Source organism: Pseudomonas sp. CP-1, assembly GCF_021213715.1.
In the GTDB taxonomy this organism is placed as follows: Bacteria; Pseudomonadota; Gammaproteobacteria; order Pseudomonadales; family Pseudomonadaceae; genus Pseudomonas; species Pseudomonas aeruginosa.
This window is the reverse complement of record NZ_JAJQKY010000001.1, coordinates 490,959-514,975: the sequence shown is the minus strand read 5'-3', so window position 1 is coordinate 514,975 and position 24,017 is coordinate 490,959. Positions and strand designations below refer to the sequence as shown.

The following is a 24,017-nucleotide window of genomic DNA, read 5'->3' as shown; positions in this document are numbered from 1 at the left end:
CGAGGTTCGCGATGCACCTGCTTTACCCCTCCGCCCCCGACCGCAGCAACGCGGTCGATGAACTCTTCGCCGAGGAATATGACGCGGCCCGTTCGGCAGGCTTGGCCTGTTCGCTGTTCTGCGACGAGGAACTGGAAAGTGGACGCTTTCGCGCCCGCCCGGAGTTTCCGGCAAACCCCAAGGTGCTGTATCGCGGCTGGATGCTCACACCGGAAAACTACGCTCGCCTGCACGGCGCGATCCTCGTCGCTGGCGGACGGCCCCTGACCAGTCCACAGCAATATCGGCACTGCCATTACTTGCCGGAGTGGTATCCGCTCTGTGAGGACCTCACGCCAGCGACCCTGTTCCTGTCCAGGAACGCCGACTTCGAGGCAGTGCTGGCGCAAAGCCCGTGGCGCGCCTGGTTCGTCAAGGACCATGTGAAATCCCTGACCACCCAGCGCGGCTCGAAGGCCACCAATGCTGCGGAAGTGCGGGAAGTCCTCGATTCGATCGAGCGTTATCGAGGCACCATCGAAGGCGGTGTATGCCTTCGGGAGTTCGAGGCGCTGCGGGCGGAAACCGAGGAACGCTACTTCGTTCTTCACGGCCGCGCTCACGGGCGTCTCGATGCCGTCCCGCCGCTAGTGGAACAGGTGGCACAACGTATCGATTGCCCGTTCTTTTCCGTCGACGTGGTCGAGTCGACCAGTGGCGAGTTGCGCCTGATGGAACTCGGCGATGGCCAGGTCTCCGACCGCAAGCAATGGCCCGCCGCACGCTTCGCGGCGATGCTGGCACAGGCATAGTCGGAACCGCTGCAATCCCAACCCGACCAAGCTCCCCTTGATCGATCCCGAGGGGGGCTCGTCACTCGCCCAGTGCCTCGACCACGTACTCTCATCCGAAGCCCAGGAACGTTTTCCGTCCCCTCGCCCATGGATATTTCTTCCACTCTGCAATCCAGTTCATAAATCCCATAAAAGCTCTCTTCCGCTCCCCGCCAGCCTCCCCGCATCCCGCACCCTAGACGCCCCGCCGCTCTCCGCCGGCTCGCTCGACAAGAAAAACCAACCGCTCGATCAGCCTCATCCTTCACCCATCACAGGAGCCATCGCGATGCACCTGATACCCCATTGGATCCCCCTGGTCGCCAGCCTCGGCCTGCTCGCCGGCGGCTCGTCCGCGTCCGCCGCCGAGGAAGCCTTCGACCTCTGGAACGAATGCGCCAAGGCCTGCGTGCTCGACCTCAAGGACGGCGTGCGTTCCAGCCGCATGAGCGTCGACCCGGCCATCGCCGACACCAACGGCCAGGGCGTGCTGCACTACTCCATGGTCCTGGAGGGCGGCAACGACGCGCTCAAGCTGGCCATCGACAACGCCCTCAGCATCACCAGCGACGGCCTGACCATCCGCCTCGAAGGCGGCGTCGAGCCGAACAAGCCGGTGCGCTACAGCTACACGCGCCAGGCGCGCGGCAGTTGGTCGCTGAACTGGCTGGTACCGATCGGCCACGAGAAGCCCTCGAACATCAAGGTGTTCATCCACGAACTGAACGCCGGCAACCAGCTCAGCCACATGTCGCCGATCTACACCATCGAGATGGGCGACGAGTTGCTGGCGAAGCTGGCGCGCGATGCCACCTTCTTCGTCAGGGCGCACGAGAGCAACGAGATGCAGCCGACGCTCGCCATCAGCCATGCCGGGGTCAGCGTGGTCATGGCCCAGGCCCAGCCGCGCCGGGAAAAGCGCTGGAGCGAATGGGCCAGCGGCAAGGTGTTGTGCCTGCTCGACCCGCTGGACGGGGTCTACAACTACCTCGCCCAGCAGCGCTGCAACCTCGACGATACCTGGGAAGGCAAGATCTACCGGGTGCTCGCCGGCAACCCGGCGAAGCATGACCTGGACATCAAGCCCACGGTCATCAGTCATCGCCTGCATTTCCCCGAGGGCGGCAGCCTGGCCGCGCTGACCGCGCACCAGGCCTGCCACCTGCCGCTGGAGACCTTCACTCGTCATCGCCAGCCGCGCGGCTGGGAACAACTGGAGCAGTGCGGCTATCCGGTGCAGCGGCTGGTCGCCCTCTACCTGGCGGCGCGGCTGTCGTGGAACCAGGTCGACCAGGTGATCCGCAACGCCCTGGCCAGCCCCGGCAGCGGCGGCGACCTGGGCGAAGCGATCCGCGAGCAGCCGGAGCAGGCCCGTCTGGCCCTGACCCTGGCCGCCGCCGAGAGCGAGCGCTTCGTCCGGCAGGGCACCGGCAACGACGAGGCCGGCGCGGCCAGTGCCGACGTGGTGAGCCTGACCTGCCCGGTCGCCGCCGGTGAATGCGCGGGCCCGGCGGACAGCGGCGACGCCCTGCTGGAGCGCAACTATCCCACTGGCGCGGAGTTCCTCGGCGACGGCGGCGACGTCAGCTTCAGCACCCGCGGCACGCAGAACTGGACGGTGGAGCGGCTGCTCCAGGCGCACCGCCAACTGGAGGAGCGCGGCTATGTGTTCGTCGGCTACCACGGCACCTTCCTCGAAGCGGCGCAAAGCATCGTCTTCGGCGGGGTGCGCGCGCGCAGCCAGGACCTTGACGCGATCTGGCGCGGTTTCTATATCGCCGGCGATCCGGCGCTGGCCTACGGCTACGCCCAGGACCAGGAACCCGACGCACGCGGCCGGATCCGCAACGGTGCCCTGCTGCGGGTCTATGTGCCGCGCTCGAGCCTGCCGGGCTTCTACCGCACCAGCCTGACCCTGGCCGCGCCGGAGGCGGCGGGCGAGGTCGAACGGCTGATCGGCCATCCGCTGCCGCTGCGCCTGGACGCCATCACCGGCCCCGAGGAGGAAGGCGGGCGCCTGGAGACCATTCTCGGCTGGCCGCTGGCCGAGCGCACCGTGGTGATTCCCTCGGCGATCCCCACCGACCCGCGCAACGTCGGCGGCGACCTCGACCCGTCCAGCATCCCCGACAAGGAACAGGCGATCAGCGCCCTGCCGGACTACGCCAGCCAGCCCGGCAAACCGCCGCGCGAGGACCTGAAGTAACTGCCGCGACCGGCCGGCTCCCTTCGCAGGAGCCGGCCTTCTCGGGGCCTGGCCATACATCAGGTTTTCCTGATGCCAGCCCAATCGAATATGAATTCATCCTGATAGGTAATCCGCCTAACCTGCGTCTGCCACGCTTTCGCTCGTCCCGGAAGCGGCCATAACAATTCCAATAGCCGACGAGGACTCTCCATGCTCACCCATCGCATCGGTGGCATCCGCCTTTCCCCTTCCCCGCAGCGCTCGCCCGGAGACCGCCATGACTGATCTCCGCGATACCTCCCGCGACGAACGCCTGCTGGCGGCCCACGGCTATCGCCAGGAACTGGAGCGCGGGCTGAGCCTGTGGTCGTCCTTTTCCGTCGGCTTCGCCACCATCTCGCCGGTGGTGGGCATCTACTCGGTGATGTCCCTCGGCGCCATGAGCATGGGCCCCTCCTGGGTCTGGGTGGTGCCGCTGTGCCTGCTGCTGCAGTTCGGCGTGGCGCTGGTCTACGCCGAGCTGTCCTCGCAGTTTCCGCTGGCCGGCGGCTGCTACCAGTGGGTGCGACGCCTGGTGGGCGACCGCCTGGCCTGGTTCACCGGCTTCCTCTACCTGGCTTCGGCGCTGGCCTCGCTGACTACCGTGGCCTACCTCGGTGGCTTCTGGCTCGGCCTGCTGGCGACCGGCGCGCCGCCGTCGGCCAACGGCCAGGTGCTCTGCGGCGCGCTGCTGCTGGCGCTGGGCCTGGCGGTGAACCTGCTGGGGATCAACCCGTTGAAGTACTTCGTCAATGCCGGGATCGTCGCCGAGGCCATCGCCTCCATCGGTATCGGCGTGCTGTTGCTGCTGTTCTTCCGCAACCATCCGCTCGATCTGCTGTTCAGCGGCCCGGGCGGCACAGGCGGTGCGGACGGCGCCTACCTGGACGGCGTGCTGACCGCGCTGGCGGTGGGCGGCTGGGCCTTCCTCGGCTTCGACGCCTGCTCGCAGATTTCCGAGGAAACCACCGATGCCCGCGTCTCCACACCCCGGGCGATTCTGCGCTCGATGCTGGTGGTGGGATTCACCGTGATGCTCACCGCCTTCGCCGTGACCCTGTCCTACCAGGACATCGGCGCGGTGGTCAGCGGCCAGGTGGTCGACCCGGTCACCCCGGCGGTGGTGGACGCCTTCGGCGCCTGGGCCGAGCGGCCCTTCGTCGCAGTGGTGCTGATCGCCTTCGTCGCCTGCGTGGTGTCGGTGCAGACCTACATCGGCCGGGCGATCTTCGGCATGGCGCGCGACGCCATCCTGCCCGGCTCCGCCCTGCTGCGCCGGGTCGACCGGCGCAAGGTGCCGATGGCGGCGATGGTCTGCAGCACGCTGCTGGCCAGCCTCGGCCTGGCCCTGGGGCTGAACGCCACGGCGGTCGGCACGCTGATCGCGTTCGGCAGCGGCGGTTTCTTCGTGGTCTTCCTGATCGTCGCCGCCTGCGCCCTCTGGGCCCGCCTCGTCGGCCGCTGGGACCCGGACAAGGGCGCCTTGCGCCTGGGGCGCGCGGGGCTGGCGGTGAACGTCCTGGCAGTCGCCTGGCTGTCGTTCGAGGCGCTCAACGTCGCCTGGCCGCGGGCCAGCCTCGCCCCGCCCGACGCGCCCTGGTTCCAGGTCTGGGCGGTGGTCGTGGTGTTCTCCGCGCTGGCCGCGTTCGGCCTGCTCTACATGGTCATCGCCAAGCCGCATCGGCGCATCGCCACCAGCCTCAGCTTCGCCGCTCCGCCGGCGGACTGACCCGCACGCGCCGGCCGTTCCGGCGCCTCCTCCGGTTGTTCCCGCACGCTGGCTTCGCGCCCGGCGGGGCCCGGCTCATCCTGCTTTCACGGAGCATCGCCATGAGCGACCTGCATTACTGGAACTACCCCACCGATATCCTCTGCGGCGTCGGCGCCCTGGAACAACTGCCGAGGCGTTGCGCGCTGGCGGGCGCACGCCGGCCCCTGCTGGTCACCGATCCCGGCATGCTCGCCCTGGAGCCCCTGCGCCTGGTGCGCGAATGCCTGGAACGCGCCGGCATCGACCATGACCTGTTCCACGAACTGTCGAGCAACCCCAGCCTCGCTGAAGTCCACGGCGGCGCCAGGCGCTTCGAGGCTGGCGGGCATGACGCGCTGATCGCCCTCGGCGGCGGCAGCGCCCTCGACGCGGCCAAGGGTATCGCCCTGCTCAGCCGCGATCCGCACGGCCTCGAACGCTTCGAATGGACACAGACGCTGCGCAGCTATCCGACCCTCGCCGACTACCCGCCGCTCGGCCTGCCGCCGCTGCTGGCGCTGCCCACGACCGCCGGCACCGGCTCGGAACTGGGACGCGAGGCGGTGCTGACCGACACGCAACTGGGCATCAAGCGGGTCGTCGGCCATCGCGAGCTGCTGGCCGCCTGCGTATTCCTCGACCCGCGCCTGACCCGCGGGTTGCCGCCGGCGCTGAGCGCCGCCACCGGCATGGACGCCCTCACCCATCACCTGGAGGCGCTGTTCTCGCCGCTCTACCATCCGATGTCGGCGGGCATCGCCCTGGAAGGCGTGCGCCTGGTCAGGCAGCACCTGGAAAACGCCGTGCGCGACGGCAACGACCTCGCCGCCCGGGAAGGCATGCTGGTAGCCTCGGCCAGCGCCGCAGTGGCATTCCAGAAGGGGCTTGGCGGGGTCCACGCCCTGGCCCACCCGCTGGGCGCTCGCCATCACCTGCACCACGGCCTGCTGAACGCCGTGCTGCTGCCCTACGTTCTGCTGGCCAACCGCCCGGCGATAGAAGCCGACGCCGCGCGCCTGGCGCGCTACCTGGAACTCGACGAAGCGAGCTTCGACGGCCTGCTGGCGTGGATCCTCGAACTGCGCGCGCGCATCGGCATCCCGGCGAACCTCGCCGCCCTCGGCCTGGATGGCGAGGACGCGCAATGGGTGGGCGAGCAGGCGCTGGCCGACCTGTCGTCCTCGGCGACCAACGCCCTGCCGCTCGATGCCCGGGATTATGCGCGCATCTACCGCCAGGCGGTGGCCGGGACTCTCGCCTGAGCGCTCAGGACCCCAGGCCGTGGACCTGCAGCAGGTCGTCGATGAAGGCGCGGGCGGCTTCGCTGAGGGGGCGCCCGGCATAGACGATCATGCTGTGCTCCACCGGATAGCTCAGCCGCTCCGGCAACAGCGCGCGCATCCGCCCGCGCTCGATCCAGGCTTCGGCGTAATGGGTCGGCAGGTAGCCCAGGTGGGTGCCGGCCAGCACGGCATGGGCGACCGCTTCCATGTGGTAGGCGGTGGCGCGGCTGCGCGACGGGCGTAGCGGCAGGACCAGGTTTTCCGGCAGGAAGCCGTGCATCACCCAGTCACAGGCGGCGATCCGCTCCAGGGTCGGCTGCGCCTCGGCGAACAGCGGATGGCGATCGCCACAGAACACGCCGATCTCTTCGCGATACAGCGGGCGGTATTCGAGGCTCGGCCGCGAACGGCTGAAATAGGAGATCGCCAGGTCCAGCTCGCCTTCGATCACCGCCAGTTCCAGCTCGGTGGGCGAATTGACGAAAAGGTTCAGCTGGACATCCTGGTCGCGCCGCTGGAAGCGCGCCAGCGCATCGCCGAAACGGGCCTGGGGCAAGGTCGCGAGATTGTCCGCCAGGCCCAGGTACAGCTCCCCGACCAAACGTCCGGACAACGCCTGCGCCTGGTCGCGAAACAGGCCGATGGCGTCGAACATCGTTCGCGAAGCCTCCAGCACCCGGCGGCCCTTGGCGGTCAGTCGGAAGCCGCCCTTGCCGCGCTCGCAGAGCCGGTAGCCGAGGCGCTTCTCCAGGCTGGCGATGTGCATGCTGATGTTCGACTGGCTCATGTTCAGCTCGGCCTGGGCCGCGGTGAAACCGCCGCACTTCACCACGCAGGCGAAGATGCGCAACAGACGCAGGTCTAGGTCGGTGACGTTTCTCAGCATGGCGGTCCGATCCGGCGCGAGGTCCCGCAGTCTAGCCGAGCGCCGCGACACACGGCCATCCAGCGGCGGCGCACGGCGCGCCAGAGGCGCTGGCACATCATCGAAAATCTGGTCTATTCCAATTTCTTGAAAATACGCGGGAAAGTCCCACCCAAAGGCGCAACCAGGACAAGAAAACGCACCAATACCGGGCAATCCCCCGAAAAAATCGAATGGTTTCGCTCTATTTTTGGTCTAGACCATAAAAATACCCGGTGCTAGATTGACCTTCGCCAGCCGGCCCAGCCTGACCGGATCGGCGCCACGCACCGCCGCCACACCTTCACAATCCATCTCAGCCTCGGCAGGACCGAGCAGGAGCGCGCCGACAGCCAACCTTGCGCACGAAAAAAGTCATGGAAAAGGCATCTGGCCTAGACCATGCATCCGGACAGCTTTGCAGCAGCACAACAAGAACAACCTCCCCGCACTGTCTAGACCCATAGGGACCCACATGAACAACCACAACGGTACCCTGCACCGTGGCTGGCAATCGCTCCAGCGCTGGCGCATCCAGATCTTCGTCATCACCTGGCTGGCCTACGCCGCCTTCTACTTCACCCGCAAGGCCTTCTCGGTGGCCAAGCTCGGCATCGCCGAAGACCCTTCCTTCGAACTCGACAAGAGCGCCATGGCCGATCTCGATGCCCTCTACCTGGCCGCCTACGCCGTGGGCCAGTTCATGTGGGGGGTGTTCGCCGACCGCTTCGGCACCCGCGTGGTGGTGCTCGGCGGTTTGCTCACCTCGGCGCTGGCGGCGCTGGCGATGGGTACCTTCGCCACCCTGCCGATCTTCGCCGCCTGCATGGTGGTCCAGGGCCTGGCGCAGTCCACCGGCTGGTCGGGGCTGTGCAAGAACATCGGCGCCTTCTTCGCCACCTACGAGCGAGGCCGCGTGCTCGGCCTGTGGAGTACCTGCTACGCCTTCGGCGGGCTGGTGGCGACGCCGTTCGCCGGCTGGTGCGCCTACCGGTTGACGCATGACTGGCGCATGGCCTTCCTGTCCTCGGCGGGAGTGGTGCTGGCGGTGGCCGTGCTGTTCTTCTTCCTCCAGCGCAACCGTCCGCAGGACGTCGGCCTGCCGCCCGTGGAGGCCGAGGCCGCGCCCCCCGCCAACGCGCCCCGGCCGAGCCATTCCGGCGCCCTGCTGAAGGCACTCAGGAATCCCCACGTGCTGGTCCTCGGCATCGCCTACTTCCTGCTCAAGCCGGCGCGCTACGCGATCCTGCTCTGGGGCCCGGTGATCATCTACGAACGCATGCCGGAGATCGGCAAGGTCGCCTCGGCCATCGTGCCTTCGGCCTTCGAGGTCGCCGGGCTGGCCGGGCCGATCCTCATCGGCCTGGCCTCGGACAAGCTGTTCGGCGCCCGCCGCATGCCGGCCTGCGTGCTCAGCCTGGCGGCGCTGACCCTGAGCCTGGCGCTGTTCGTCCCGGCGATGCAGAGCGGCAGCCTGTACCTGGTGGTCGGCCTGCTGTTCATGATGGGCGTCACCCTCTACGGGCCGGACTCGATGATCAGCGGCGCCGCCGCCATCGACTTCGGCACCAGCGAGGCGGCCGGCACCGCCACCGGCTTCGTCAACGGCTGCGGCTCGGTCGGGGCGATCCTCGGCGGCCTGCTGCCGGGCTACTTCGACACCCTCACGGTGTTCTTCGTGTTCACCGCCACCGCGCTGCTCGCCAGCCTGCTGCTGGTGCCGTTCTGGAACAGCCGGCCGGGCGCGCGCCGCGTCGAACCGAAGGCGCATGCCGGCGGGCCGCTGCTGGCGGCCGGCAAGCCGCGTTGAAACCTCTCCGAACCACCGCCCGGCGCCAGGCGCGCCGGGCCAATCCCTAGCGAACAAGGAACCGCCTATGCCACTTGCCCTCTTCGACCTCGACGACACCCTGATCGACGGCGACTGCGCGACCCTCTGGGGGCGCTACATGACCGAACTGGGCTGGGTCGAGAAAACCGCCTTCCTGCACCAGGAACGCCGCCTCATGGAACTCTATGCCGAGGGCCGGCTGGCCATGGAGGACTACATGGACTTCAGCCTGGCGCCCATCGCCGGCCGCACCCCGGCGGAAATCGCCGGCGCCGTCGAGGATTTCGTCGCGCGGATCGTTGCGCCGCGCATCCACGCCGACGCCGTGCGCTGCCTGGAACGCCACCGCCAGGCAGGCGACCGCCTGCTGATCATCTCCGCCTCGGCGCACTTCCTGGTCAGCGCCATCGGCCGCCGGCTGGGGGTGGACGAGGTGCTGGCGATCGACATCGAGGAGCGCGACGGCCTCTACACCGGGCGCACCCGCGGCACCCTCACCTACCGCGAGGGCAAGGTCCGTCGCCTCGACGCCTGGCTGGCCCAGGAGGGCGAGACGCTGGCCGGCGCGACCTTCTATTCCGACTCGCGCAACGACCTGCCGCTGCTCTCGCGGGTCGACCGGCCGCACACGGTGAACCCCGACCCGGCGCTGCTCGGGCACGCCCGCGAGGCCGGCTGGCCGGTGCTGCAATGGCGCTGAGAAGGCGCGCCGCGCTATACCGCCGGCGGCCCGGAAGCATTACCCTGTAGCCCCCCCCGGAGCCCCAGCGGAGAAGCGTCGATATGCGCGACGAGCCGTCCCGACCCCTGACGGTGATCTACCAGTCCCTGCGCGAGCAGATCGAGCGCGGCCTGCTCGCGCGCGGCAGCAAGCTGCCCAGCGAACGGCAGTTGAGCGAGCTGTTCTCGACCACCCGCATCACCCTGCGCGAGGCGCTCGGCCAGTTGGAGGACCAGGGCCTGATCTACCGCGAGGAACGCCGCGGCTGGTTCGTCTCGCCGCAGCGGCTGCTGTACAACCCGCTGGTGCGCAGCCACTTCCACGCGATGGTCGCCGACCAGGGCCGGGTGCCGGAGACCGAGGTGCTCGGCGCGGCGATGATCCCGGCCAGCGTCGACATCTGCCAGCGCCTGGAGCTGCCGGCGCTGTCGCGGGTATTCCAGATCCGCCGGGCGCGGCGGGTCGACGGGCGGCTGGTGCTGTACGTCGAGCACTACCTGAATCCCGCCTACTTTCCCGGCATCGAGCGCTTCGACCTGACTCGCTCGCTGACCGATCTCTACGCCAACCACTACGGCATCCGCTACGGCCGGGTGCGCTTCGAGATGGTCCCGACCATCCTCCCGGCGGAGGCCGCCGGGCCGCTGCGGGTCTCGGTGGGCAGCCCGGCGCTACAGATCGTGCGGGTCAACCGCGACCAGGCGGGCCGCCTGATCGACTGCGACCTGGAGTACTGGCGCCACGACGCGCTACAGGTCAACGTCGAGGTGCCCGAGTAGCGCTCCGCAGTCCTGTTCCTGGCGCATGCATGACCGCCTGGCGGGTTTCCCGCCGCTTCCAGCGCATTGGTCGACCGCTGGGCACGCTGCGTCGACGCTGAGCGGTTGCCGCTGACGGCACGGCCTGCTAAAAGCGGCGACGACATTCGAAAATGCGATACGACCATGAGCGACAGTGAAAAATCGAATAGCCGCCTGTTCGACCTCGACCTGCTCCGCGCCATCGTCACGGTGGCCGACTGCGGCAGCTTCACCACTGCCGCCGCGCGCCTGCACTCGACCCAGTCGACCGTCAGCCAGAAGGTTCGCCGCCTGGAGGAAATGGCCGGACACCGCCTGCTGGAGCGCGGCAACCGCGACGTGTTGCCGACCGACGCCGGCGATACGCTGCTCGGCTACGCCCGTCGCCTGCTGGCGCTGAACGACGAACTGGCCGAGGCGCTGTCCGGCGCCACGGTGGCGCTGACGGTGCGCATCGGCGTGCCGGACGACTTCGCCGCCGGCCGCACCACCGAGCGACTGGCGGCCTTCAACCGGCGTTATCCACAGGTCAAGCTGGAAGTCACCAGCGGCATGAGCCGCGACCTCAGCGCCAGCTACGACCGCGGCGAACTGGACCTGGTGCTGCTCAAGCAGCGCCGCGCCAGCCGCGAGGCACTGGCCTGCTGGCCGGAAAAGACATGCTGGGTGGACAGCGCCAGGAATCCCTGCATCGACCTCGACCCGCTGCCCATCGTCACCTTCCCACCGCGCGGGGTCTACCGCGACGAGATGATCGCCGCCCTGGAAGCGGTCGGCCGGCGCTGGCACATCAGCTTCACCAGTTCCAGCCTCAGCGGCCTGCAATCGGCCATCGCCGACGGCATGGGCATCGGCCTGCTGCCGTTGCGCGCGGTGAGCGCAGGCCACGCGGTGCTGCCGAAGAACGCCGGGCTGCCGGCGGTGGACGTGTTCGAAGTGGCGCTGCTGCACCGGCCGGCGGCGGATCCGATGGTGAAGGCGCTGGCGCGCGTGCTGTCGCGGGTGCTGGCGGAAGATACCCGGAGCCGGCCCGCATTCGAAAAATGAATATACTGGATTCCAACATTTAATTTGTGCATGCGCCAGGCGCTGGATATCGTTGCCGTCAGCAACGGCTCGCGCCCGCCCGTTTCGCTCCGGCGGCGCGTGCGCCGGCAGCAAGACAACAACGAGGAAACGCTCCATGTCCAAGTCCAGCTACTACGCGCCGCACGGCGGGCACCCGGCACAGACCGAGCTGCTCACCGACCGGGCGATGTTCACCGAAGCCTATGCCGTGATTCCCAAGGGGGTGATGCGCGATATCGTCACCAGCCACCTGCCGTTCTGGGACAACATGCGCATGTGGGTGATCGCCCGCCCGCTGTCCGGCTTCGCCGAGACCTTCTCGCAGTACATCGTCGAACTGGCGCCCAACGGTGGCAGCGACAAACCGGAGCAGGATCCCAACGCCGAGGCCGTGCTGTTCGTCGTCGAAGGCGAGCTGAGCCTGACCCTGCAGGGCCAGGTCCACGCCATGCAGCCGGGCGGCTACGCCTTCATTCCGCCGGGCGCCGACTACAAGGTGCGCAATACCACCGGCCAGCACACCCGCTTCCACTGGATCCGCAAGCATTACCAGAAGGTCGACGGCGTACCGCTGCCGGAAGCCTTCGTCACCAACGAGCAGGACATCCAGCCGCTGGTGATGCCGGACACCGAAGGCCGCTGGAGCACCACCCGCTTCGTCGACATGAGCGACATGCGCCACGACATGCATGTCAACATCGTCAACTTCGAGCCGGGCGGCGTGATCCCCTTCGCCGAGACCCACGTGATGGAGCACGGCCTGTACGTGCTGGAAGGCAAGGCGGTGTACCGCCTGAACCAGGACTGGGTCGAGGTGGAGGCCGGCGACTTCATGTGGCTGCGCGCCTTCTGCCCGCAGGCCTGCTATTCGGGCGGCCCGGGGCGCTTCCGCTACCTGCTGTACAAGGACGTCAACCGGCACATGCGCCTGACTCTCAATGCGCCGCATTGAGGGCGGGACAGGCTGAAAGGGAACCCGGCGCCATGGCGCCGGGTTTTTCGTTTGCGGAAGGCGCCCAGCCCGTCGTCAGCTCCGGGCGCGGAGGACTTCAGGGCGAACCGAACATGGCCGTCCAGTAGATTCCCGCGTCACTCTTCGGATCGGTGGCGTAGGCCGCGCCCAGCTCGCGGTAGCCGGGATTCATCAGGTTGGCGCAGTGGCCCGGGCTGGCCAGCCAGCCGTCGACCACCTTGTCCACCCCGTCCTGGCCGGCGGCGATGTTTTCGCCGATCAGCCCGCCGCTGTAGCCGGCCAGCTCGGCGCGGTCGCCGGGGGTGCGGCCGTCGCGGTCGAGGTGGTCGAAGAAATTGCCGTTGGCCATCGCCCGCGAATGCGCTTCGGCGGCGCCGCCAAGGGTGGCGTTCCAGGCCAGCGGCTGGGTCGCTGCGTAAGGTTTGCCACTGCACTGGCGGGCTTGCCCGCGGGCGGCATTGATCCGTTCCAGGAGCTTCTGCCCTTCCGCCTGCCAATCGCCCATGCCGCCGCGCAGCAATGGCCGGGCGAGGACGATGCGCCAGTCGCGGTCCTGGCGGCTGACGCCGACGTCGACGAACTGTGGGTCGAGCACCACGCGGCAGAAGCTTTCCTCCAGCGCCTTCATCGCCGCGCCGGCATCGCGCGGCCCGGAAAGGCTGATCGACTGCACGTTGACCATCGGGTAGGCGGCCTGTGCCATCGCCTGCTGCAGGTCGCCGGCGGCATTCACCGGCAAGGCCAGGCGCGGGTCGGCGGCCAGCGGCGGCAGTTCGCCGCTGGCCTGCCCGCCGCAGGACTGCACCTGGCCACGGTAGGCGTTGATCGCCTCGACCAGTTGCGCCTCGTCGGCGGCACTAGCGGCCGCTGCGAGCGCCAGTCCGAGCGTCAGTACGGCCAAACGCGGGATGCTTGGGATTGCCATGGAAATCTCCTCGATCTGATGGCGACTATGATGCGCGATTCCGCGGCGCGCCGCCGCATTCGACCGGAACCCGGCGCCGGCGTTGCAGGCTCAGGCCGGCGCTTCGGCGAACGCCTCCACCAGCCGCTCGATCACCGCGCGGACCCGCGCGGTGTGGCGCAGGTCCTTGTGGGTAACCATCCACACCTCGTATGGCCGGCGTCGCTCGCGCTGCGGCCAGACCCGCACCAGTCCGTCGCGCTCGCCCATGTACAGCGGCAGCTCGCAGAGTCCCAGGCCGCGCGCCAGGGCCTGGCGCACCATCATGTTGGAATTCACCGCGATGACCACCCGGCCGTCGCGGATCGGCTCGCCGCCCAGGGTCAGTTCGCGCTGGCTGTGCCAATAGGGTTCGTACATCACCAGGTCGTGGCCGCGGAAACGCTCGCCGGGCACCGGCACGCCGTTGCGCCGCAGGTAGTCCGCGGAAGCGAACAGGCCCATGGGCCAACTGGCGAGTTTTCTCAGGATCAAATCGGGATTTTCCGGCCGCAGGGTGCGAATCGCGATGTCGGTCTCGCGCTTGGGCAGGTCGACCACGGCCGAAGCGCTGTCGAGCAGCACGCGGACATCCGGGTGTTCAAGGTGCAGGCGGCCCAGGGCGGGTAGCACGAAGTCGACGGCCAGGGAGTCGGTGGTGGACAACCGCACCTCGCCGGACAGTCGGTGGTCCATCCCGCGGGTCCGCCGCAGCAACTCCAGGGCCGAGCGCTCCATCTTCTCGGCCAGTTCGAAGGCCGCCTCGCCGGCCGGGGTCAGCAGGTAGCCGGACGAGGTGCGCAGGAACAGGGTCGAGCCCAGCGCCGCCTCCAGCGACGCCAGCCGCCGGCCCACCGTGGCCTGGTCGATGTGAAGCGCGCGGGCGGCGCCGCGCAGGGTGTGCTCGCGGCAGAGCGCGAGGAAGACGCGGGTGTCGTCCCAATTCATGGCGGTTTTCCTGATGCATTTTCGCATCAGTCTAATGAAAAAGCGCTGCGCGACCACGGCATCCGCGCTGATTACCATGCGAATCAGGTCCGAACCATTTTCCCAGGAGCATGCGATGAGCAGCACGAACCGATTTCCCGAACGAATGACCGCCATCGAGATCGCCCGGCCCGGCGGCCCCGAGGTACTGGTGGCGACCAGCCGGCCGCTGCCGACGCCCGGCCCGCGCGAGGTCCTGGTCGAAGTCCGCGCCGCCGGCGTCAACGGTCCCGACGTGCTTCAGCGCAAGGGCGTGTACGACCCGCCGCCCGGCGCCTCGGACATTCCCGGCCTGGAGATCGCCGGCACGGTGCGGGCGGTCGGCAGCGAGGTCAGCCGCTTCGCCGTCGGCGAGGCGGTGATGGCGTTGATTCCCGGCGGCGGCTACGCGCAGTTCGCGGTGGCCGACGAGCGCACCACCCTGCACCTGCCCGACGGCCTGGGCATGGAGGAAGCGGCGGCGCTGCCGGAAACCTTCATGACCGTCTGGGTCAACCTGTTCCAGCGCGGTGGCTTCAAGGCCGGCGAGACGCTGCTGGTCCACGGTGGCGCCTCCGGCATCGGCACCACCGCGACCATGCTGGGCAAGGCCTTCGGCGCGGCGAAGATCTTCACCACGATCTCCAGCGAGGCCCAGCGCGAGGCCAGCCTGCGCCTCGGCGCCGACGTGGCGATCGACTACACCGAGCAGGACTTCGTCGAGGAAGTGCTGCGCGGCACCGAAGGTCGCGGGGTCGATGTGATCGTCGATATCGTTGCCGGCGACTATGTGACGCGGAACTATCAGGCGGCGGCGATGAACGGACGGATCGTGCAGATCGGCGTGATCAAGGGCAAGGCCGCCGAAGTCGACCTGTTCCCGATGCTGAGCAAGCGCCTGGTCCATCTTGGCTCGACCCTGCGCTCGCGAAGCCACGACGAGAAAGGCGCGATCATCGCCGAACTGGAGCGCCAGGTCTGGCCGCACGTGCGCGCCGGCGCTGTCCGGCCGCAAGTGTTCCGCACCTTCCCCCTAGAGCAGGCGCGCCAGGCCCACGAACTGATGGACTCCGGCCAGCACATCGGCAAGATCGTCCTCACGTCCGCTCCCTGAAGCCGCTCAGACCTCGATATCGCCCAGGCGCAGCGCCCGCGCCACCGCCTGGGCGGTGGACGCCGCGCCGAGACGGCGGCGGGCGGCACGCAGGTGATTCTCCACGGTGCGCTCGGAAATCATCAGGATCGCCGCCACCTCCGCCTGCTGCTTGCCCAGGGCGATCCATTGCAGGACTTCCCGCTCGCGCTCGCTGAGCGCTTGCGCATCGCCCGCCGACACAGGGCCGCGCAGGCGCTTCAGGGCGAAGAACAGGATCGGGCAGAAGGCCTGGGCGGCGAGCTTGCAACCGGCATTCAGGTCCAGCCGCTCGCCGGCAAAAGACACCGCGCCCTCCAGGCCGTTGCGGCCGAACACCGGCACCTGCATGCCATTGACCTGGCCGAGGTCGCGGACCCCACGGACGATGCGGTAGGTCATGCGCGCCGGATCCTCCGAGGGGTTCTTCGACCAGAAGAACGGCTCGTCCAGTTCGAGGATGTGCCGGGTGACCGGACAGTGCAGAAGATAGGCGTCGCGCTCCTGGGCGCTGCGCCCCTCGGCCCAGTCGCCATGGACGAAGAACAGCTCGTCGATCAGTTCGTCCTCGCCGGGGCGGGGGAACAGGCTGCAGACGATCACCCGGTCGAAGCCCAGGCGTGCGGCGAACTCCACCATCTCGCGGCAGACCGCCTCGGTGGTAGCGGCCTTACGCAGCCGGGCGACGCTGTCGAAGAGAAGGCTGGCGTAGTCGGTCATGGAGCGGACGTTCCTGGCTTTTCCCGCATGATCCCCGGCTTGCCGGCAAAAGCCCATAGGGGAAAACCCTCAGGCGACCGATCGTGGGTTAGGGGATTTCCCCTATTTCGCCGGCCGGCGACCCCGCCTATGGTCTTGGTGCGACCTCCATCACGCAGAAAGGAACGAGCCATGAGCAACGAGCGCGACACCAGCAGAACCCCGACGCCCGACCACGCCGAGCACAACGCGTTCTTTCCCTCGCCCTATTCCCTGAGCCAGTACACCTCGGCGAAGACCGACTTCGACGGCGCCGACTACCCGACCCCGTACAAGGGCGGCAAGAAGGTGCTGATGATCGGTACCGACGAACGCTACATCCTGATGCAGAACGGCAGCATGTTCTCCACCGGCAACCACCCGGTGGAAATGCTCCTGCCGATGTACCACCTGGACAAGGCCGGCTTCGAGTTCGATGTCGCCACGCTCTCCGGCAACCCGGTGAAGCTGGAGATGTGGGCGATGCCCGGCGAGGACGAGGCGGTGAAGAGCATCTACGCGAAGTACCTGCCCAAGCTGAAAGCGCCGCAGAAGCTCGCCGACCTCCTGGAGCAGGCCGTCGCCGACGACTCGCCGTACGCCGCGGTGTTCGTTCCCGGCGGCCACGGCGTGCTGGCGGGCATTCCGCACAGCCGGGAGGTGAAACGGCTGCTCAATGCCTTCCTCGCCAAGGACCGCTACATCATTACCCTTTGCCACGGTCCGGCCTGCCTGCTGGCACCGGCGGTCGAGGAGAAGCCGGAGGACTACCCGTTCAAGGACTACGAGATCTGCGTGTTCCCCGACGCCCTGGACACCGGCGCCAACCTAGAGATCGGCTACATGCCCGGTCCCCTGCCCTGGCTGGTGGGCGAGAACCTGCAGAAGCTCGGGGTGAAGATCCTCAACAAGGGCATCACCGGCCAGGTCCACCGCGACCGCAAGCTGCTCACCGGCGACAGCCCGCTGGCCTCCAACAACCTTGGCAAGCTGGCCGCCAAGACCCTTCTCGAAGCGTTCGCCCGCTGATTCCCCGCCGCGCCCCGTCCGTGCCCCACGGACGGGGACATCTCCCGTTCGTCCCGGCGTCATCGAACTTAAACCGGCCTGGCGCAGCATCGTCCTTCAGGAAGAGGAATGGCGCGTTGCCCGACGCCGTCCGGCGAAAGACGAATCGATGACCGCACAGAAAGAAAACTCTGACAGCACACCGACTAGTCGTCCTCCCTTCCCGCCGTTACGGTTCCGGGCTTGCGCACAAAGCCGAACCCAAGGGGGCCCCTCATGTCACTGCCGCCGTACCTCAAGCCCGGCGACAAGGTCGTGTTGTACGACCAGCACTGCCGCTTCTGCACGCTCTGGAGCGGTTTCCTGGCACGCCGCGCCGACCACCGGCTGAAGCTGCTTGCCGCGCAGTCCGCCGAAGGCCTGGCGATTCTCGATTGGTTCGGGCTGGCACCCGATCATTTCGACACCTGGCTGTTCGTCGACGGCGCCTACGCCTGCGACGACAACGATGCCCTGCTCGAGGTGCTGCGCCTGTTGCCGGGCCCCTGGCGTCACCTGCGCTGGCTACGCCTGCTGCCAGCCTGGCTGCGCGACGAGTGCCACGAGGCGCTACGGCGCAACCGCTGGCGCTGGTTCGGCCGCCAGCGCCAGCCCCTCCGTCGTCGCTCCTGGCGTCCCCGTCGGGCCTGACGCCTCTCCGCACTGGCCGTGGCGGGTTATGCTGCCTGCGCACCAGCCTGCGAACCCATACCTGCCATGGCCCTTGACCCGAGCCAACGCCGACGACTGCGCCACGCGCTATCCGACGCCTTCGTCGACACTCTCCTGGAGCCCGAGGATATCGCCCGGCGGATAAAGGGCGTCGACCCGGCGTTGCTGGAACGGTTGTTCTTCGAGGAGGTGGCGCCGGTCTGCCACGGCAACCTGCTCAGCCCCGCTCCGGCGGTATGGACCGCCTTCGACGAGGCCTGGCTGGAAGAGGCCATCGAGCGACGCCTGGCGCGGCAAAGGGGTAGCGCCCTGCGACGCTGGCACGAGCGCTGCCTGGTCGCCTGGCTGCGATGGCGATACGCCGACACCTGGCGCGCGATCGCCGGCGCTTTTTGAGCGAGCGCCTCAGCGAAATACCGAATGGATGAGCTTGCCGGCCTTCTTCGTGTCGACCGCCTGCTGGCGTACCGGCGGCAGCGGCTCGCGCTTGTCCTTGTCTGCCTCGTTCATCTGCGCCACCCAGGCGTCCACCCGATCGCGGCTGACGGCGCCGTAGTTGAGACGGCAGCTATCGACGAGGGTCTTGCCCTTCTTCTCCTTGTAGCTGCACTGCACGCGGAAGTCGCCGATGTAGTTGGTGGCGAAGCTCTCGGCACGGAACGGCGCGGAGAACGGCTTGGAGGTATAGGTCTCGTAGTAGTAGTCGGTCTTGGTCAGCGGCGTAGAACGACAGTTGGACTCCACGTTCACCGCCGTGTGGGTGACGCTGCGCTTCCTTTTCTGGACCGTCTTCTCCAGCGCCTCGCCGTTGGCCTCGCAGCGCTCCTCGTACGCACCGGTCTCGCGGGTGACGGTATAGGACAGGTACCTCACCTCGAACTCGTAAAGCTCGTAGTAGCGCGGCGTCAGTGCGAGGCTGAACAGCTCGGAGTACGACGAGGTGGTGACGTGGGCCGCATGGGTCTTGGAGGCGGGATCGCGGAAACGCAGGGTCAGGCGGGTGGACGGGTCGTTGCTGCCGGTGTTCTCGAAGCCGACCACGCCGGTGACGAAGCTGGGCGGATCGCCGGCGCGCATGGAGAACCAGGACGAGACCGAGCCCTGGTTCGCCGGGTTGATGTTGCAGCCCGCCAGCGATGCCATGCAGGCGAGCACGGCAGGTAGCTTTCCTTTTCTGGGCGTCATTGAAATCCCTTTGCTCGCGACAGGAGGAAAATATCGTTAGGAAACAACGTTGAGAGGCCGGCAAGGATACCCGACTGGCGCACGGGTCGCATCATTATGACATCACGCCGCCCGCCGGCGTTGCCGCGACCGTTCGTCGAACCTGTGAATTCCGGTAGTTTCCCTTGCCCTCGCTGGCGTCCCAGGATCGGGATTTCCTGTGTTCGCCGGGAGGATCCTGGCGTGTCCACGACCAGCCTCTGCCCCTCCGCCACGCGGGAACACGGTCCCGGCGCGAAACGCGTCCTGCCTCTGCTGTTCCTTACCTGCCTGCTGGATGCCGCTGGCGTCGGCCTGATCGTGCCCCTGCTGCCGACGCTGATCGGCAGCGTGGCGCCGCTGGCGGTCCGCGACGCGGCCACCTGGGGCGCCGCCCTGGTGATGACCTTCGCGTTGCTGCAATTGTTCTTTTCGCCGGTCCTCGGCAGCCTCAGCGACCGCTTCGGACGCCGCCCCGTCCTGGTCCTGGCGATGCTCGGCTTCGCCCTCAGCTATCTGCTGCTGGCGCTGGCCGACAGCCTCTGGATGCTGTTCCTCGGTCGCGCGCTGGCCGGGCTCACCGGCGCCAGCGTGGCCACCGCGATGGCCTGCGCGGCGGACCTCGGCACGCACGGGCAGCGCACCCGGCACTTCGGCTGGCTGTACGCCGGCCTCGCCCTGGGCATGATCCTCGGCCCCGCCCTCGGTGGGCTGCTGGCGGTGCACGGCACGACGCTGCCGCTGTTGTTGGCCGCCGGCCTGTGCCTGCTCAACGCCCTGCTCGCCGGCCTGTTCCTCGAGGAAACCCTGCCCCCCGCGCAACGCCGCCGCCTGGATCCGAGGCGGATGAACGCCTTGCGCTCGATCAGCGGCCTGGCTCGGCAACCGGGGGTCGGACGCCTGCTGGCGGTGCTTGCCCTGGTATTCCTCGGCTTGCAGGCGGTGATGGTGGTCTGGCCGTTCTTCGTGATCGAGAAGTTTCACTGGAGCAGCGCCTGGATCGGCTACTCGCTGGCCCTCTACGGCGTGCTCGCGGTGCTCGCCCAGACCCTCGGCGTGAACCTCTGCAAGCGGCGCCTGGACGACGCTCGCCTGCTGCGCCTGGGCCTCGCCCTGCAAGGCTGCGGCCTGCTGCTGTTCGCCCTGGTCGACTCGTCGTTCTGGCTGGTCTGCGCACTGCTGCCCTTCGCGCTCGGCAGCCTCGCCACCCCGGCCATGCAGGGGCTGCTCTCGGCCCGCGTGCCGGTCGACCGCCAGGGCGAGTTGCAGGGCGTGCTGAGCAGCCTGATGAGCCTCGCCGCGATCATCGGTCCGCCACTGATGAGCGGCCTGTTCCACTGGGGCAGCGGTCCGCTCGCGCCAGTGCCCCTGGCCGGCGCGCCATTCCTCGCCGGCGCCCTTCTCGTCCTGGCCGGGCTGGTCCTGGCCTGGCAACTTCGACCTACGGGAGAAGAACGATCATGGACCGGATAGACATGGGCGTGCTGGTGGTACTGTTCAATCCTGGCGACGACGACCTGGAACACCTTGGCGAACTGGCGGCGGCGTTTCCGCAACTGCGCTTCCTCGCCGTCGACAACTCACCGCACAGCGATCCGCAGCGCAATGCCCGGCTGCGCGGGCAAGGCATCGCTGTGCTGCACCACGGCAACCGGCAGGGCATCGCCGGCGCCTTCAACCAGGGGCTAGACGCGCTGTTTCGGCGTGGCGTGCAGGGTGTGCTGCTGCTCGATCAGGACTCCCGTCCCGGCGGCGCCTTCCTCGCCGCCCAGTGGCGCAACCTGCAGGCGCGCAACGGTCAGGCCTGCCTGCTCGGCCCACGGATCTTCGACCGGGGTGACCGGCGCTTCCTGCCGGCCATCCATCTCGACGGACTGACGCTCAGGCAATTGTCTCTGGACGGCCTGACGACCCCACAGCGCACCTCGTTCCTGATCTCCTCCGGCTGCCTGCTGACCCGCGAGGCCTACCAGCGCCTCGGCCACTTCGACGAGGAACTGTTCATCGACCACGTGGACACCGAGTACAGCCTGCGCGCCCAGGCGCTGGACGTGCCCCTGTACGTCGACCCGCGGCTGGTCCTCGAGCACCGCATCGGCACGCGCAAGACCCGCCGCCTCGGCGGTCTCAGCCTCAGCGCGATGAACCACGCCCCGCTGCGCCGCTACTACCTGGCGCGCAACGGCCTGCTGGTCCTGCGCCGCTACGCCCGGTCCTCGCCGCTGGCCCTGCTGGCGAACCTGCCGACCCTGACCCAGGGCCTCGCGGTGCTCCTGCTCGAACGCGACAAGCTGCTCAAGCTGCGCTGCCTGGGCTGGGGCCTGTGGGACGGCCTGCGGGGGCGCGGCGGCGCACTGGAGCGCAACCGCCCGCGCCTGCTGAAGCGCCTCGCCGGTCCGGCCGTGGCGTCCGTAGCTTCCGGCAAGGCCAAGGCCTAGTCGGCGAAACGCATTCCCGCATAGGGCGCTTGCCGGCACGCCGCGAGCCGGCTGCGCAGGTCGCCGACGTGGGCCTCCAGGCGATGGCCGTCCGGGTCGAGGAAGTAGAACGAATCGCCCTCGCTGCGGTTCTGCTTCCATTCGCGCACGCCATGCGCGCGCAGCTGCGCGGCGAAGCGGGCGAAGTCCGCGGCGGCGATGCCGAAGGCGTAGTGCGTGTAGTCCGCGGCCGGCCCGCCGTACTGCGGCTCCCGGGACAGGCACAGCCACAGCGAACCCAGTTCGAGATAGGCGCCCTGGTCCCAGCGCGCTTCCAGGCGAAAGCCGAGAAGATCGCGGTAGAAGGCGATGCTGGCCGGCAGGTCGGCGACCGCCAGGGTCAGGTGATTGAGACCGGTAAGCATGGGGGCTCCTTGCAAGGTGTGGCGGGAGGTCGATTCAGGCACGTCCCAGCCAGTCGCCGCGGATCATTTCCATCAGTTGGCGCAAGCCGGGTTGCGGCTGGCGTCGGCTCGGATAGTAGAGGCAGAACGGCGCGCCCATCGAGGTCCAGTCCGGCAATACCAGTTGCAGCCGGCCGCTACGCAGCTCCTCGGCGATTCCCACCTCCAGGCAGTAGGCCAGGCCGACACCGTCCAGGGCCGCGGCAACCGCCGTATTGCTTTCGTTGACGCTGAAGGGGCCGGGCACGTCGACCTCGACCATCCGCTCGCCGTCGCCCAGTTCCCATTTGTAGAACGAGTTGTCGCCCAGGCGCATGCGGATGCAGGCGTGCCGCAACAGGTCGTCCGGCCGCTGGGGCACGCCGTGGCGCGCCAGGTAATCGGGCGACGCGGCCACCACCCAGCGCAGCTCCCCGGTCAATGGCACCGCGACCATGTCCTGGGGCACCGTGCCGCCGTAACGGATGCCGGCGTCGTAGCCGTCGGCGACGATGTCGACCATGCGGTCCTCCACCGAAAGTTCCAGTTGCAGGTCCGGATACGCCTCGGTGAAGCGCCTGAGGACCGGCCCCAGCAGCAGCCGCGAGGCATCGCGCGGCACGTTCAGGCGCAGCCGGCCCACCGGCGAGGTGCGATAGGCATCGAGCTCGCCGAGCGCCTCGCCGATCACCTGGAAACCATCCTCCAGCTTGGCCGCCAGCGCGCTGCCGGCATCGGTCGGCACCACCGAACGGCTGGTACGGTTGAGCAGCTTCACCCCGAGCCGCGCCTCGAGGTTGCGCATGCTGTGGCTCAGCGCCGAGGTACTGACACCCAGTTCCTGGGCCGAGTGACGGAAGCTGCGGCGCCGGACGATGGTCATGAAGACGTTCAGGTCGGCGAGTTCGGAACGGGTGAAAGCCGGCATTCCAGGGCTCCTGGCAGTTCTCGGAGGTCAATGCAGCATTGAGCCACATTCAATCTCGGGTGATCTAGAGTAATCGCTCCGTGCCGCCGAGCGCATTGCCGGCAAGCGTTTTCCCGATCTGCAGGAGTATTTCCATGAGCGTTGAAAGCATTCGCATCGAGGGTATCGACACGCCGGTCTCGCGCATCGGCCTCGGCACCTGGGCCATCGGCGGCTGGATGTGGGGCGGCGCTGACGACGCGACGTCGGTGGAAACCATCCGGCGTGCGGTGGAATCCGGGATCAACCTGATCGACACCGCGCCGGTCTATGGCTTCGGCCATTCCGAAGAGGTCGTCGGCAAGGCCTTGCAGGGCCTGCGCGACAAGGCGGTGATCGCCACCAAGGCGGCGCTGGAGTGGAGCGACGCGGGCATCCACCGCAACGCCTCCGCCGCACGCATCCGCCGGGAGGTCGAGGACTCGCTGCGGCGGCTGAAGACCGATCGCATCGACCTGTACCAGATCCACTGGCCGGACCCGCTGGTGGCGCACGAGGAGACCGCCGGCGAACTGGAGCGCCTGCGCCGCGACGGCAAGATCCTCGCCATCGGCGTGAGCAACTATTCGCCGGAACAGATGGACGGGTTCCGCCAGTTCGCTCCGCTGGCCAGCGTGCAGCCGCCCTACAACCTGTTCGAGCGCGCCATCGACGCCGACGTGTTGCCCTACGCCGAGCGTAACGGCATCGTCGTGCTGGCCTACGGAGCGCTGTGCCGCGGCCTGCTTTCCGGACGGATGAACGCCGAGACCCGCTTCGATGGTGACGACCTGCGCAAGTCCGACCCGAAGTTCCAGCAGCCCCGCTTCGCCCAGTACCTGGCAGCGGTCGCGCAACTGGAGGAACTGGCTCGCGAGCGCTATGGCAAGTCGGTGCTGGCCCTGGCCATCCGCTGGATTCTCGATCGCGGCCCTACGGTGGCACTGTGGGGGGCGCGCAAGCCGGAGCAGTTGAACGGCATCGCCGACGCCTTCGGCTGGCGCCTGGACGACGAGGCCATGGCCCGCATCGAGCGGATCCTCGCCGAGACCATCCAGGATCCGGTCGGTCCCGAGTTCATGGCGCCGCCCAGCCGCAACGCCTGATCGGACGGCCGGGGCGGCAACGCCCCTGGCCGCTG

23 protein-coding genes are annotated in these 24,017 nt (G+C 68.3%); 16 read left to right on the top strand and 7 right to left on the bottom strand.

Annotated elements, in window-relative coordinates:
- The first annotated feature begins 11 nt into the window (after positions 1 to 11).
- The 4 genes from LT948_RS02500 to LT948_RS02485 all read left to right on the top strand — a co-directional run bounded on the left by LT948_RS02500 (position 12) and on the right by LT948_RS02485 (position 6,051).
- Entirely contained in the window at positions 12 to 791 is a 780-nt protein-coding gene (locus LT948_RS02500; RefSeq protein ID WP_003109072.1) for an ATP-grasp domain-containing protein, read from the top strand.
- Positions 792 to 1,101: 310 nt separating this feature from the next.
- Positions 1,102 to 3,018, top strand: a complete 1,917-nt coding sequence (toxA, locus tag LT948_RS02495; protein ID WP_023099845.1) for an exotoxin A — start codon at positions 1,102 to 1,104, stop codon at positions 3,016 to 3,018.
- Between the two features lie 259 nt (positions 3,019 to 3,277).
- Positions 3,278 to 4,768, top strand: coding sequence for an APC family permease (locus tag LT948_RS02490; protein ID WP_033984957.1), 1,491 nt, complete (start codon positions 3,278 to 3,280; stop codon positions 4,766 to 4,768).
- 101 nt (positions 4,769 to 4,869) lie between these two features.
- Complete coding sequence (locus LT948_RS02485) at positions 4,870 to 6,051, top strand: iron-containing alcohol dehydrogenase (protein ID WP_003145457.1); 1,182 nt, start codon at positions 4,870 to 4,872, stop codon at positions 6,049 to 6,051.
- A 4-nt stretch (positions 6,052 to 6,055) separates the two neighbouring features.
- Here the strand turns inward: LT948_RS02485 and LT948_RS02480 are convergent, their stop codons facing one another.
- Positions 6,056 to 6,958 (bottom strand): LysR family transcriptional regulator, encoded by a 903-nt coding sequence (locus LT948_RS02480; protein ID WP_003116332.1) that lies wholly within the window; start codon positions 6,956 to 6,958, stop codon positions 6,056 to 6,058.
- A 493-nt stretch (positions 6,959 to 7,451) separates the two neighbouring features.
- Between LT948_RS02480 and LT948_RS02475 the strand changes: the two genes are divergently transcribed.
- The 5 genes from LT948_RS02475 (at position 7,452) to LT948_RS02455 (ending at position 12,348) form a co-directional block, all read left to right on the top strand.
- A complete protein-coding gene (locus LT948_RS02475; protein WP_003140556.1) occupies positions 7,452 to 8,786 on the top strand; it encodes an MFS transporter in 1,335 nt (444 codons plus the stop codon).
- Positions 8,787 to 8,853: 67 nt separating this feature from the next.
- On the top strand, positions 8,854 to 9,507 hold the full coding sequence (locus LT948_RS02470) for an HAD family hydrolase (protein WP_003086534.1): 654 nt from the start codon (positions 8,854 to 8,856) through the stop codon (positions 9,505 to 9,507).
- Positions 9,508 to 9,590: 83 nt separating this feature from the next.
- Positions 9,591 to 10,307: a UTRA domain-containing protein gene (locus LT948_RS02465; protein WP_003086532.1), complete on the top strand. Its 717-nt coding sequence runs from the start codon at positions 9,591 to 9,593 to the stop codon at positions 10,305 to 10,307.
- Positions 10,308 to 10,472: 165 nt separating this feature from the next.
- Positions 10,473 to 11,375, top strand: coding sequence for a LysR family transcriptional regulator (locus LT948_RS02460; RefSeq protein WP_003109090.1), 903 nt, complete (start codon positions 10,473 to 10,475; stop codon positions 11,373 to 11,375).
- Positions 11,376 to 11,511: 136 nt separating this feature from the next.
- Positions 11,512 to 12,348: a bifunctional allantoicase/(S)-ureidoglycine aminohydrolase gene (locus LT948_RS02455; RefSeq protein WP_003086528.1), complete on the top strand. Its 837-nt coding sequence runs from the start codon at positions 11,512 to 11,514 to the stop codon at positions 12,346 to 12,348.
- Positions 12,349 to 12,445: 97 nt separating this feature from the next.
- On the opposite strand, the gene LT948_RS02450 is transcribed toward LT948_RS02455, so the two are convergent.
- Together LT948_RS02450 and LT948_RS02445 are read right to left on the bottom strand one after the other, a co-directional pair.
- Positions 12,446 to 13,294, bottom strand: coding sequence for a CAP domain-containing protein (locus tag LT948_RS02450; protein ID WP_103119292.1), 849 nt, complete (start codon positions 13,292 to 13,294; stop codon positions 12,446 to 12,448).
- Positions 13,295 to 13,384: 90 nt separating this feature from the next.
- Positions 13,385 to 14,260, bottom strand: coding sequence for a LysR family transcriptional regulator (locus LT948_RS02445; RefSeq protein ID WP_033995888.1), 876 nt, complete (start codon positions 14,258 to 14,260; stop codon positions 13,385 to 13,387).
- 145 nt (positions 14,261 to 14,405) lie between these two features.
- Between LT948_RS02445 and LT948_RS02440 the strand changes: the two genes are divergently transcribed.
- Positions 14,406 to 15,392: an NAD(P)H-quinone oxidoreductase gene (locus LT948_RS02440; protein WP_033862728.1), complete on the top strand. Its 987-nt coding sequence runs from the start codon at positions 14,406 to 14,408 to the stop codon at positions 15,390 to 15,392.
- A gap of 6 nt (positions 15,393 to 15,398) precedes the next feature.
- Here LT948_RS02440 and LT948_RS02435 read toward each other — a convergent pair whose 3' ends face one another.
- Positions 15,399 to 16,130 (bottom strand): PA1136 family autoinducer-binding transcriptional regulator, encoded by a 732-nt coding sequence (locus LT948_RS02435; protein WP_003140557.1) that lies wholly within the window; start codon positions 16,128 to 16,130, stop codon positions 15,399 to 15,401.
- Between the two features lie 171 nt (positions 16,131 to 16,301).
- On the opposite strand from LT948_RS02435, the gene hchA reads away from it, so the two are divergent.
- The 3 genes from hchA (at position 16,302) to LT948_RS02420 (ending at position 18,263) form a co-directional block, all read left to right on the top strand.
- Positions 16,302 to 17,177 carry a glyoxalase III HchA gene (gene hchA, locus LT948_RS02430; RefSeq protein WP_003109098.1) on the top strand — a complete coding sequence of 292 codons (876 nt, stop codon included), beginning with the start codon at positions 16,302 to 16,304 and terminating at the stop codon, positions 17,175 to 17,177.
- Positions 17,178 to 17,432: 255 nt separating this feature from the next.
- A complete protein-coding gene (locus tag LT948_RS02425; RefSeq protein ID WP_015503334.1) occupies positions 17,433 to 17,846 on the top strand; it encodes a thiol-disulfide oxidoreductase DCC family protein in 414 nt (137 codons plus the stop codon).
- Positions 17,847 to 17,912: 66 nt separating this feature from the next.
- Complete coding sequence (locus tag LT948_RS02420) at positions 17,913 to 18,263, top strand: DUF7079 family protein (protein ID WP_033995886.1); 351 nt, start codon at positions 17,913 to 17,915, stop codon at positions 18,261 to 18,263.
- A 9-nt stretch (positions 18,264 to 18,272) separates the two neighbouring features.
- On the opposite strand, the gene LT948_RS02415 is transcribed toward LT948_RS02420, so the two are convergent.
- Positions 18,273 to 19,010, bottom strand: a complete 738-nt coding sequence (locus LT948_RS02415) for a hypothetical protein (protein ID WP_049320941.1) — start codon at positions 19,008 to 19,010, stop codon at positions 18,273 to 18,275.
- A gap of 264 nt (positions 19,011 to 19,274) precedes the next feature.
- Between LT948_RS02415 and LT948_RS02410 the strand changes: the two genes are divergently transcribed.
- A complete protein-coding gene (locus LT948_RS02410) occupies positions 19,275 to 20,543 on the top strand; it encodes a TCR/Tet family MFS transporter (protein ID WP_023092117.1) in 1,269 nt (422 codons plus the stop codon).
- Positions 20,531 to 21,508, top strand: a complete 978-nt coding sequence (locus LT948_RS02405) for a rhamnosyltransferase (protein ID WP_003082283.1) — start codon at positions 20,531 to 20,533, stop codon at positions 21,506 to 21,508. The genes LT948_RS02410 and LT948_RS02405 overlap by 13 nt, the downstream gene beginning before the upstream one ends.
- Here LT948_RS02405 and LT948_RS02400 read toward each other — a convergent pair.
- The gene (locus LT948_RS02400) at positions 21,505 to 21,912 is read right to left on the bottom strand and encodes a FosA family fosfomycin resistance glutathione transferase (RefSeq protein ID WP_003082280.1); all 408 of its coding nucleotides are present in this window, start codon (positions 21,910 to 21,912) and stop codon (positions 21,505 to 21,507) included. The two genes, LT948_RS02405 and LT948_RS02400, sit on opposite strands and share 4 nt — an antisense overlap.
- A gap of 34 nt (positions 21,913 to 21,946) precedes the next feature.
- Positions 21,947 to 22,858: a LysR family transcriptional regulator gene (locus tag LT948_RS02395; protein WP_003086503.1), complete on the bottom strand. Its 912-nt coding sequence runs from the start codon at positions 22,856 to 22,858 to the stop codon at positions 21,947 to 21,949.
- Positions 22,859 to 22,992: 134 nt separating this feature from the next.
- Here LT948_RS02395 and LT948_RS02390 point away from each other — a divergent pair, with 134 nt between their 5' ends.
- Positions 22,993 to 23,982, top strand: coding sequence for an aldo/keto reductase (locus LT948_RS02390; RefSeq protein WP_003082273.1), 990 nt, complete (start codon positions 22,993 to 22,995; stop codon positions 23,980 to 23,982).
- Positions 23,983 to 24,017 lie beyond the last annotated feature (35 nt).

Excerpts from the sequence above, each read along its gene's own strand:
- LT948_RS02500 (WP_003109072.1), top strand. The coding sequence starts at position 12 with ATGCACCTGCTTTACCCCTCCGCCCCCGACCGCAGCAACGCGGTCGAT.
- toxA (WP_023099845.1), top strand. The coding sequence starts at position 1,102 with ATGCACCTGATACCCCATTGGATCCCCCTGGTCGCCAGCCTCGGCCTG.
- LT948_RS02490 (WP_033984957.1), top strand. The coding sequence starts at position 3,278 with ATGACTGATCTCCGCGATACCTCCCGCGACGAACGCCTGCTGGCGGCC.
- LT948_RS02485 (WP_003145457.1), top strand. The coding sequence starts at position 4,870 with ATGAGCGACCTGCATTACTGGAACTACCCCACCGATATCCTCTGCGGC.
- LT948_RS02480 (WP_003116332.1), bottom strand. The coding sequence starts at position 6,958 with ATGCTGAGAAACGTCACCGACCTAGACCTGCGTCTGTTGCGCATCTTC.
- LT948_RS02475 (WP_003140556.1), top strand. The coding sequence starts at position 7,452 with ATGAACAACCACAACGGTACCCTGCACCGTGGCTGGCAATCGCTCCAG.
- LT948_RS02470 (WP_003086534.1), top strand. The coding sequence starts at position 8,854 with ATGCCACTTGCCCTCTTCGACCTCGACGACACCCTGATCGACGGCGAC.
- LT948_RS02465 (WP_003086532.1), top strand. The coding sequence starts at position 9,591 with ATGCGCGACGAGCCGTCCCGACCCCTGACGGTGATCTACCAGTCCCTG.
- LT948_RS02460 (WP_003109090.1), top strand. The coding sequence starts at position 10,473 with ATGAGCGACAGTGAAAAATCGAATAGCCGCCTGTTCGACCTCGACCTG.
- LT948_RS02455 (WP_003086528.1), top strand. The coding sequence starts at position 11,512 with ATGTCCAAGTCCAGCTACTACGCGCCGCACGGCGGGCACCCGGCACAG.
- LT948_RS02450 (WP_103119292.1), bottom strand. The coding sequence starts at position 13,294 with ATGGCAATCCCAAGCATCCCGCGTTTGGCCGTACTGACGCTCGGACTG.
- LT948_RS02445 (WP_033995888.1), bottom strand. The coding sequence starts at position 14,260 with ATGAATTGGGACGACACCCGCGTCTTCCTCGCGCTCTGCCGCGAGCAC.
- LT948_RS02440 (WP_033862728.1), top strand. The coding sequence starts at position 14,406 with ATGACCGCCATCGAGATCGCCCGGCCCGGCGGCCCCGAGGTACTGGTG.
- LT948_RS02435 (WP_003140557.1), bottom strand. The coding sequence starts at position 16,130 with ATGACCGACTACGCCAGCCTTCTCTTCGACAGCGTCGCCCGGCTGCGT.
- hchA (WP_003109098.1), top strand. The coding sequence starts at position 16,302 with ATGAGCAACGAGCGCGACACCAGCAGAACCCCGACGCCCGACCACGCC.
- LT948_RS02425 (WP_015503334.1), top strand. The coding sequence starts at position 17,433 with ATGTCACTGCCGCCGTACCTCAAGCCCGGCGACAAGGTCGTGTTGTAC.
- LT948_RS02420 (WP_033995886.1), top strand. The coding sequence starts at position 17,913 with ATGGCCCTTGACCCGAGCCAACGCCGACGACTGCGCCACGCGCTATCC.
- LT948_RS02415 (WP_049320941.1), bottom strand. The coding sequence starts at position 19,010 with ATGGCATCGCTGGCGGGCTGCAACATCAACCCGGCGAACCAGGGCTCG.
- LT948_RS02405 (WP_003082283.1), top strand. The coding sequence starts at position 20,531 with ATGGACCGGATAGACATGGGCGTGCTGGTGGTACTGTTCAATCCTGGC.
- LT948_RS02400 (WP_003082280.1), bottom strand. The coding sequence starts at position 21,912 with ATGCTTACCGGTCTCAATCACCTGACCCTGGCGGTCGCCGACCTGCCG.
- LT948_RS02395 (WP_003086503.1), bottom strand. The coding sequence starts at position 22,858 with ATGCCGGCTTTCACCCGTTCCGAACTCGCCGACCTGAACGTCTTCATG.
- LT948_RS02390 (WP_003082273.1), top strand. The coding sequence starts at position 22,993 with ATGAGCGTTGAAAGCATTCGCATCGAGGGTATCGACACGCCGGTCTCG.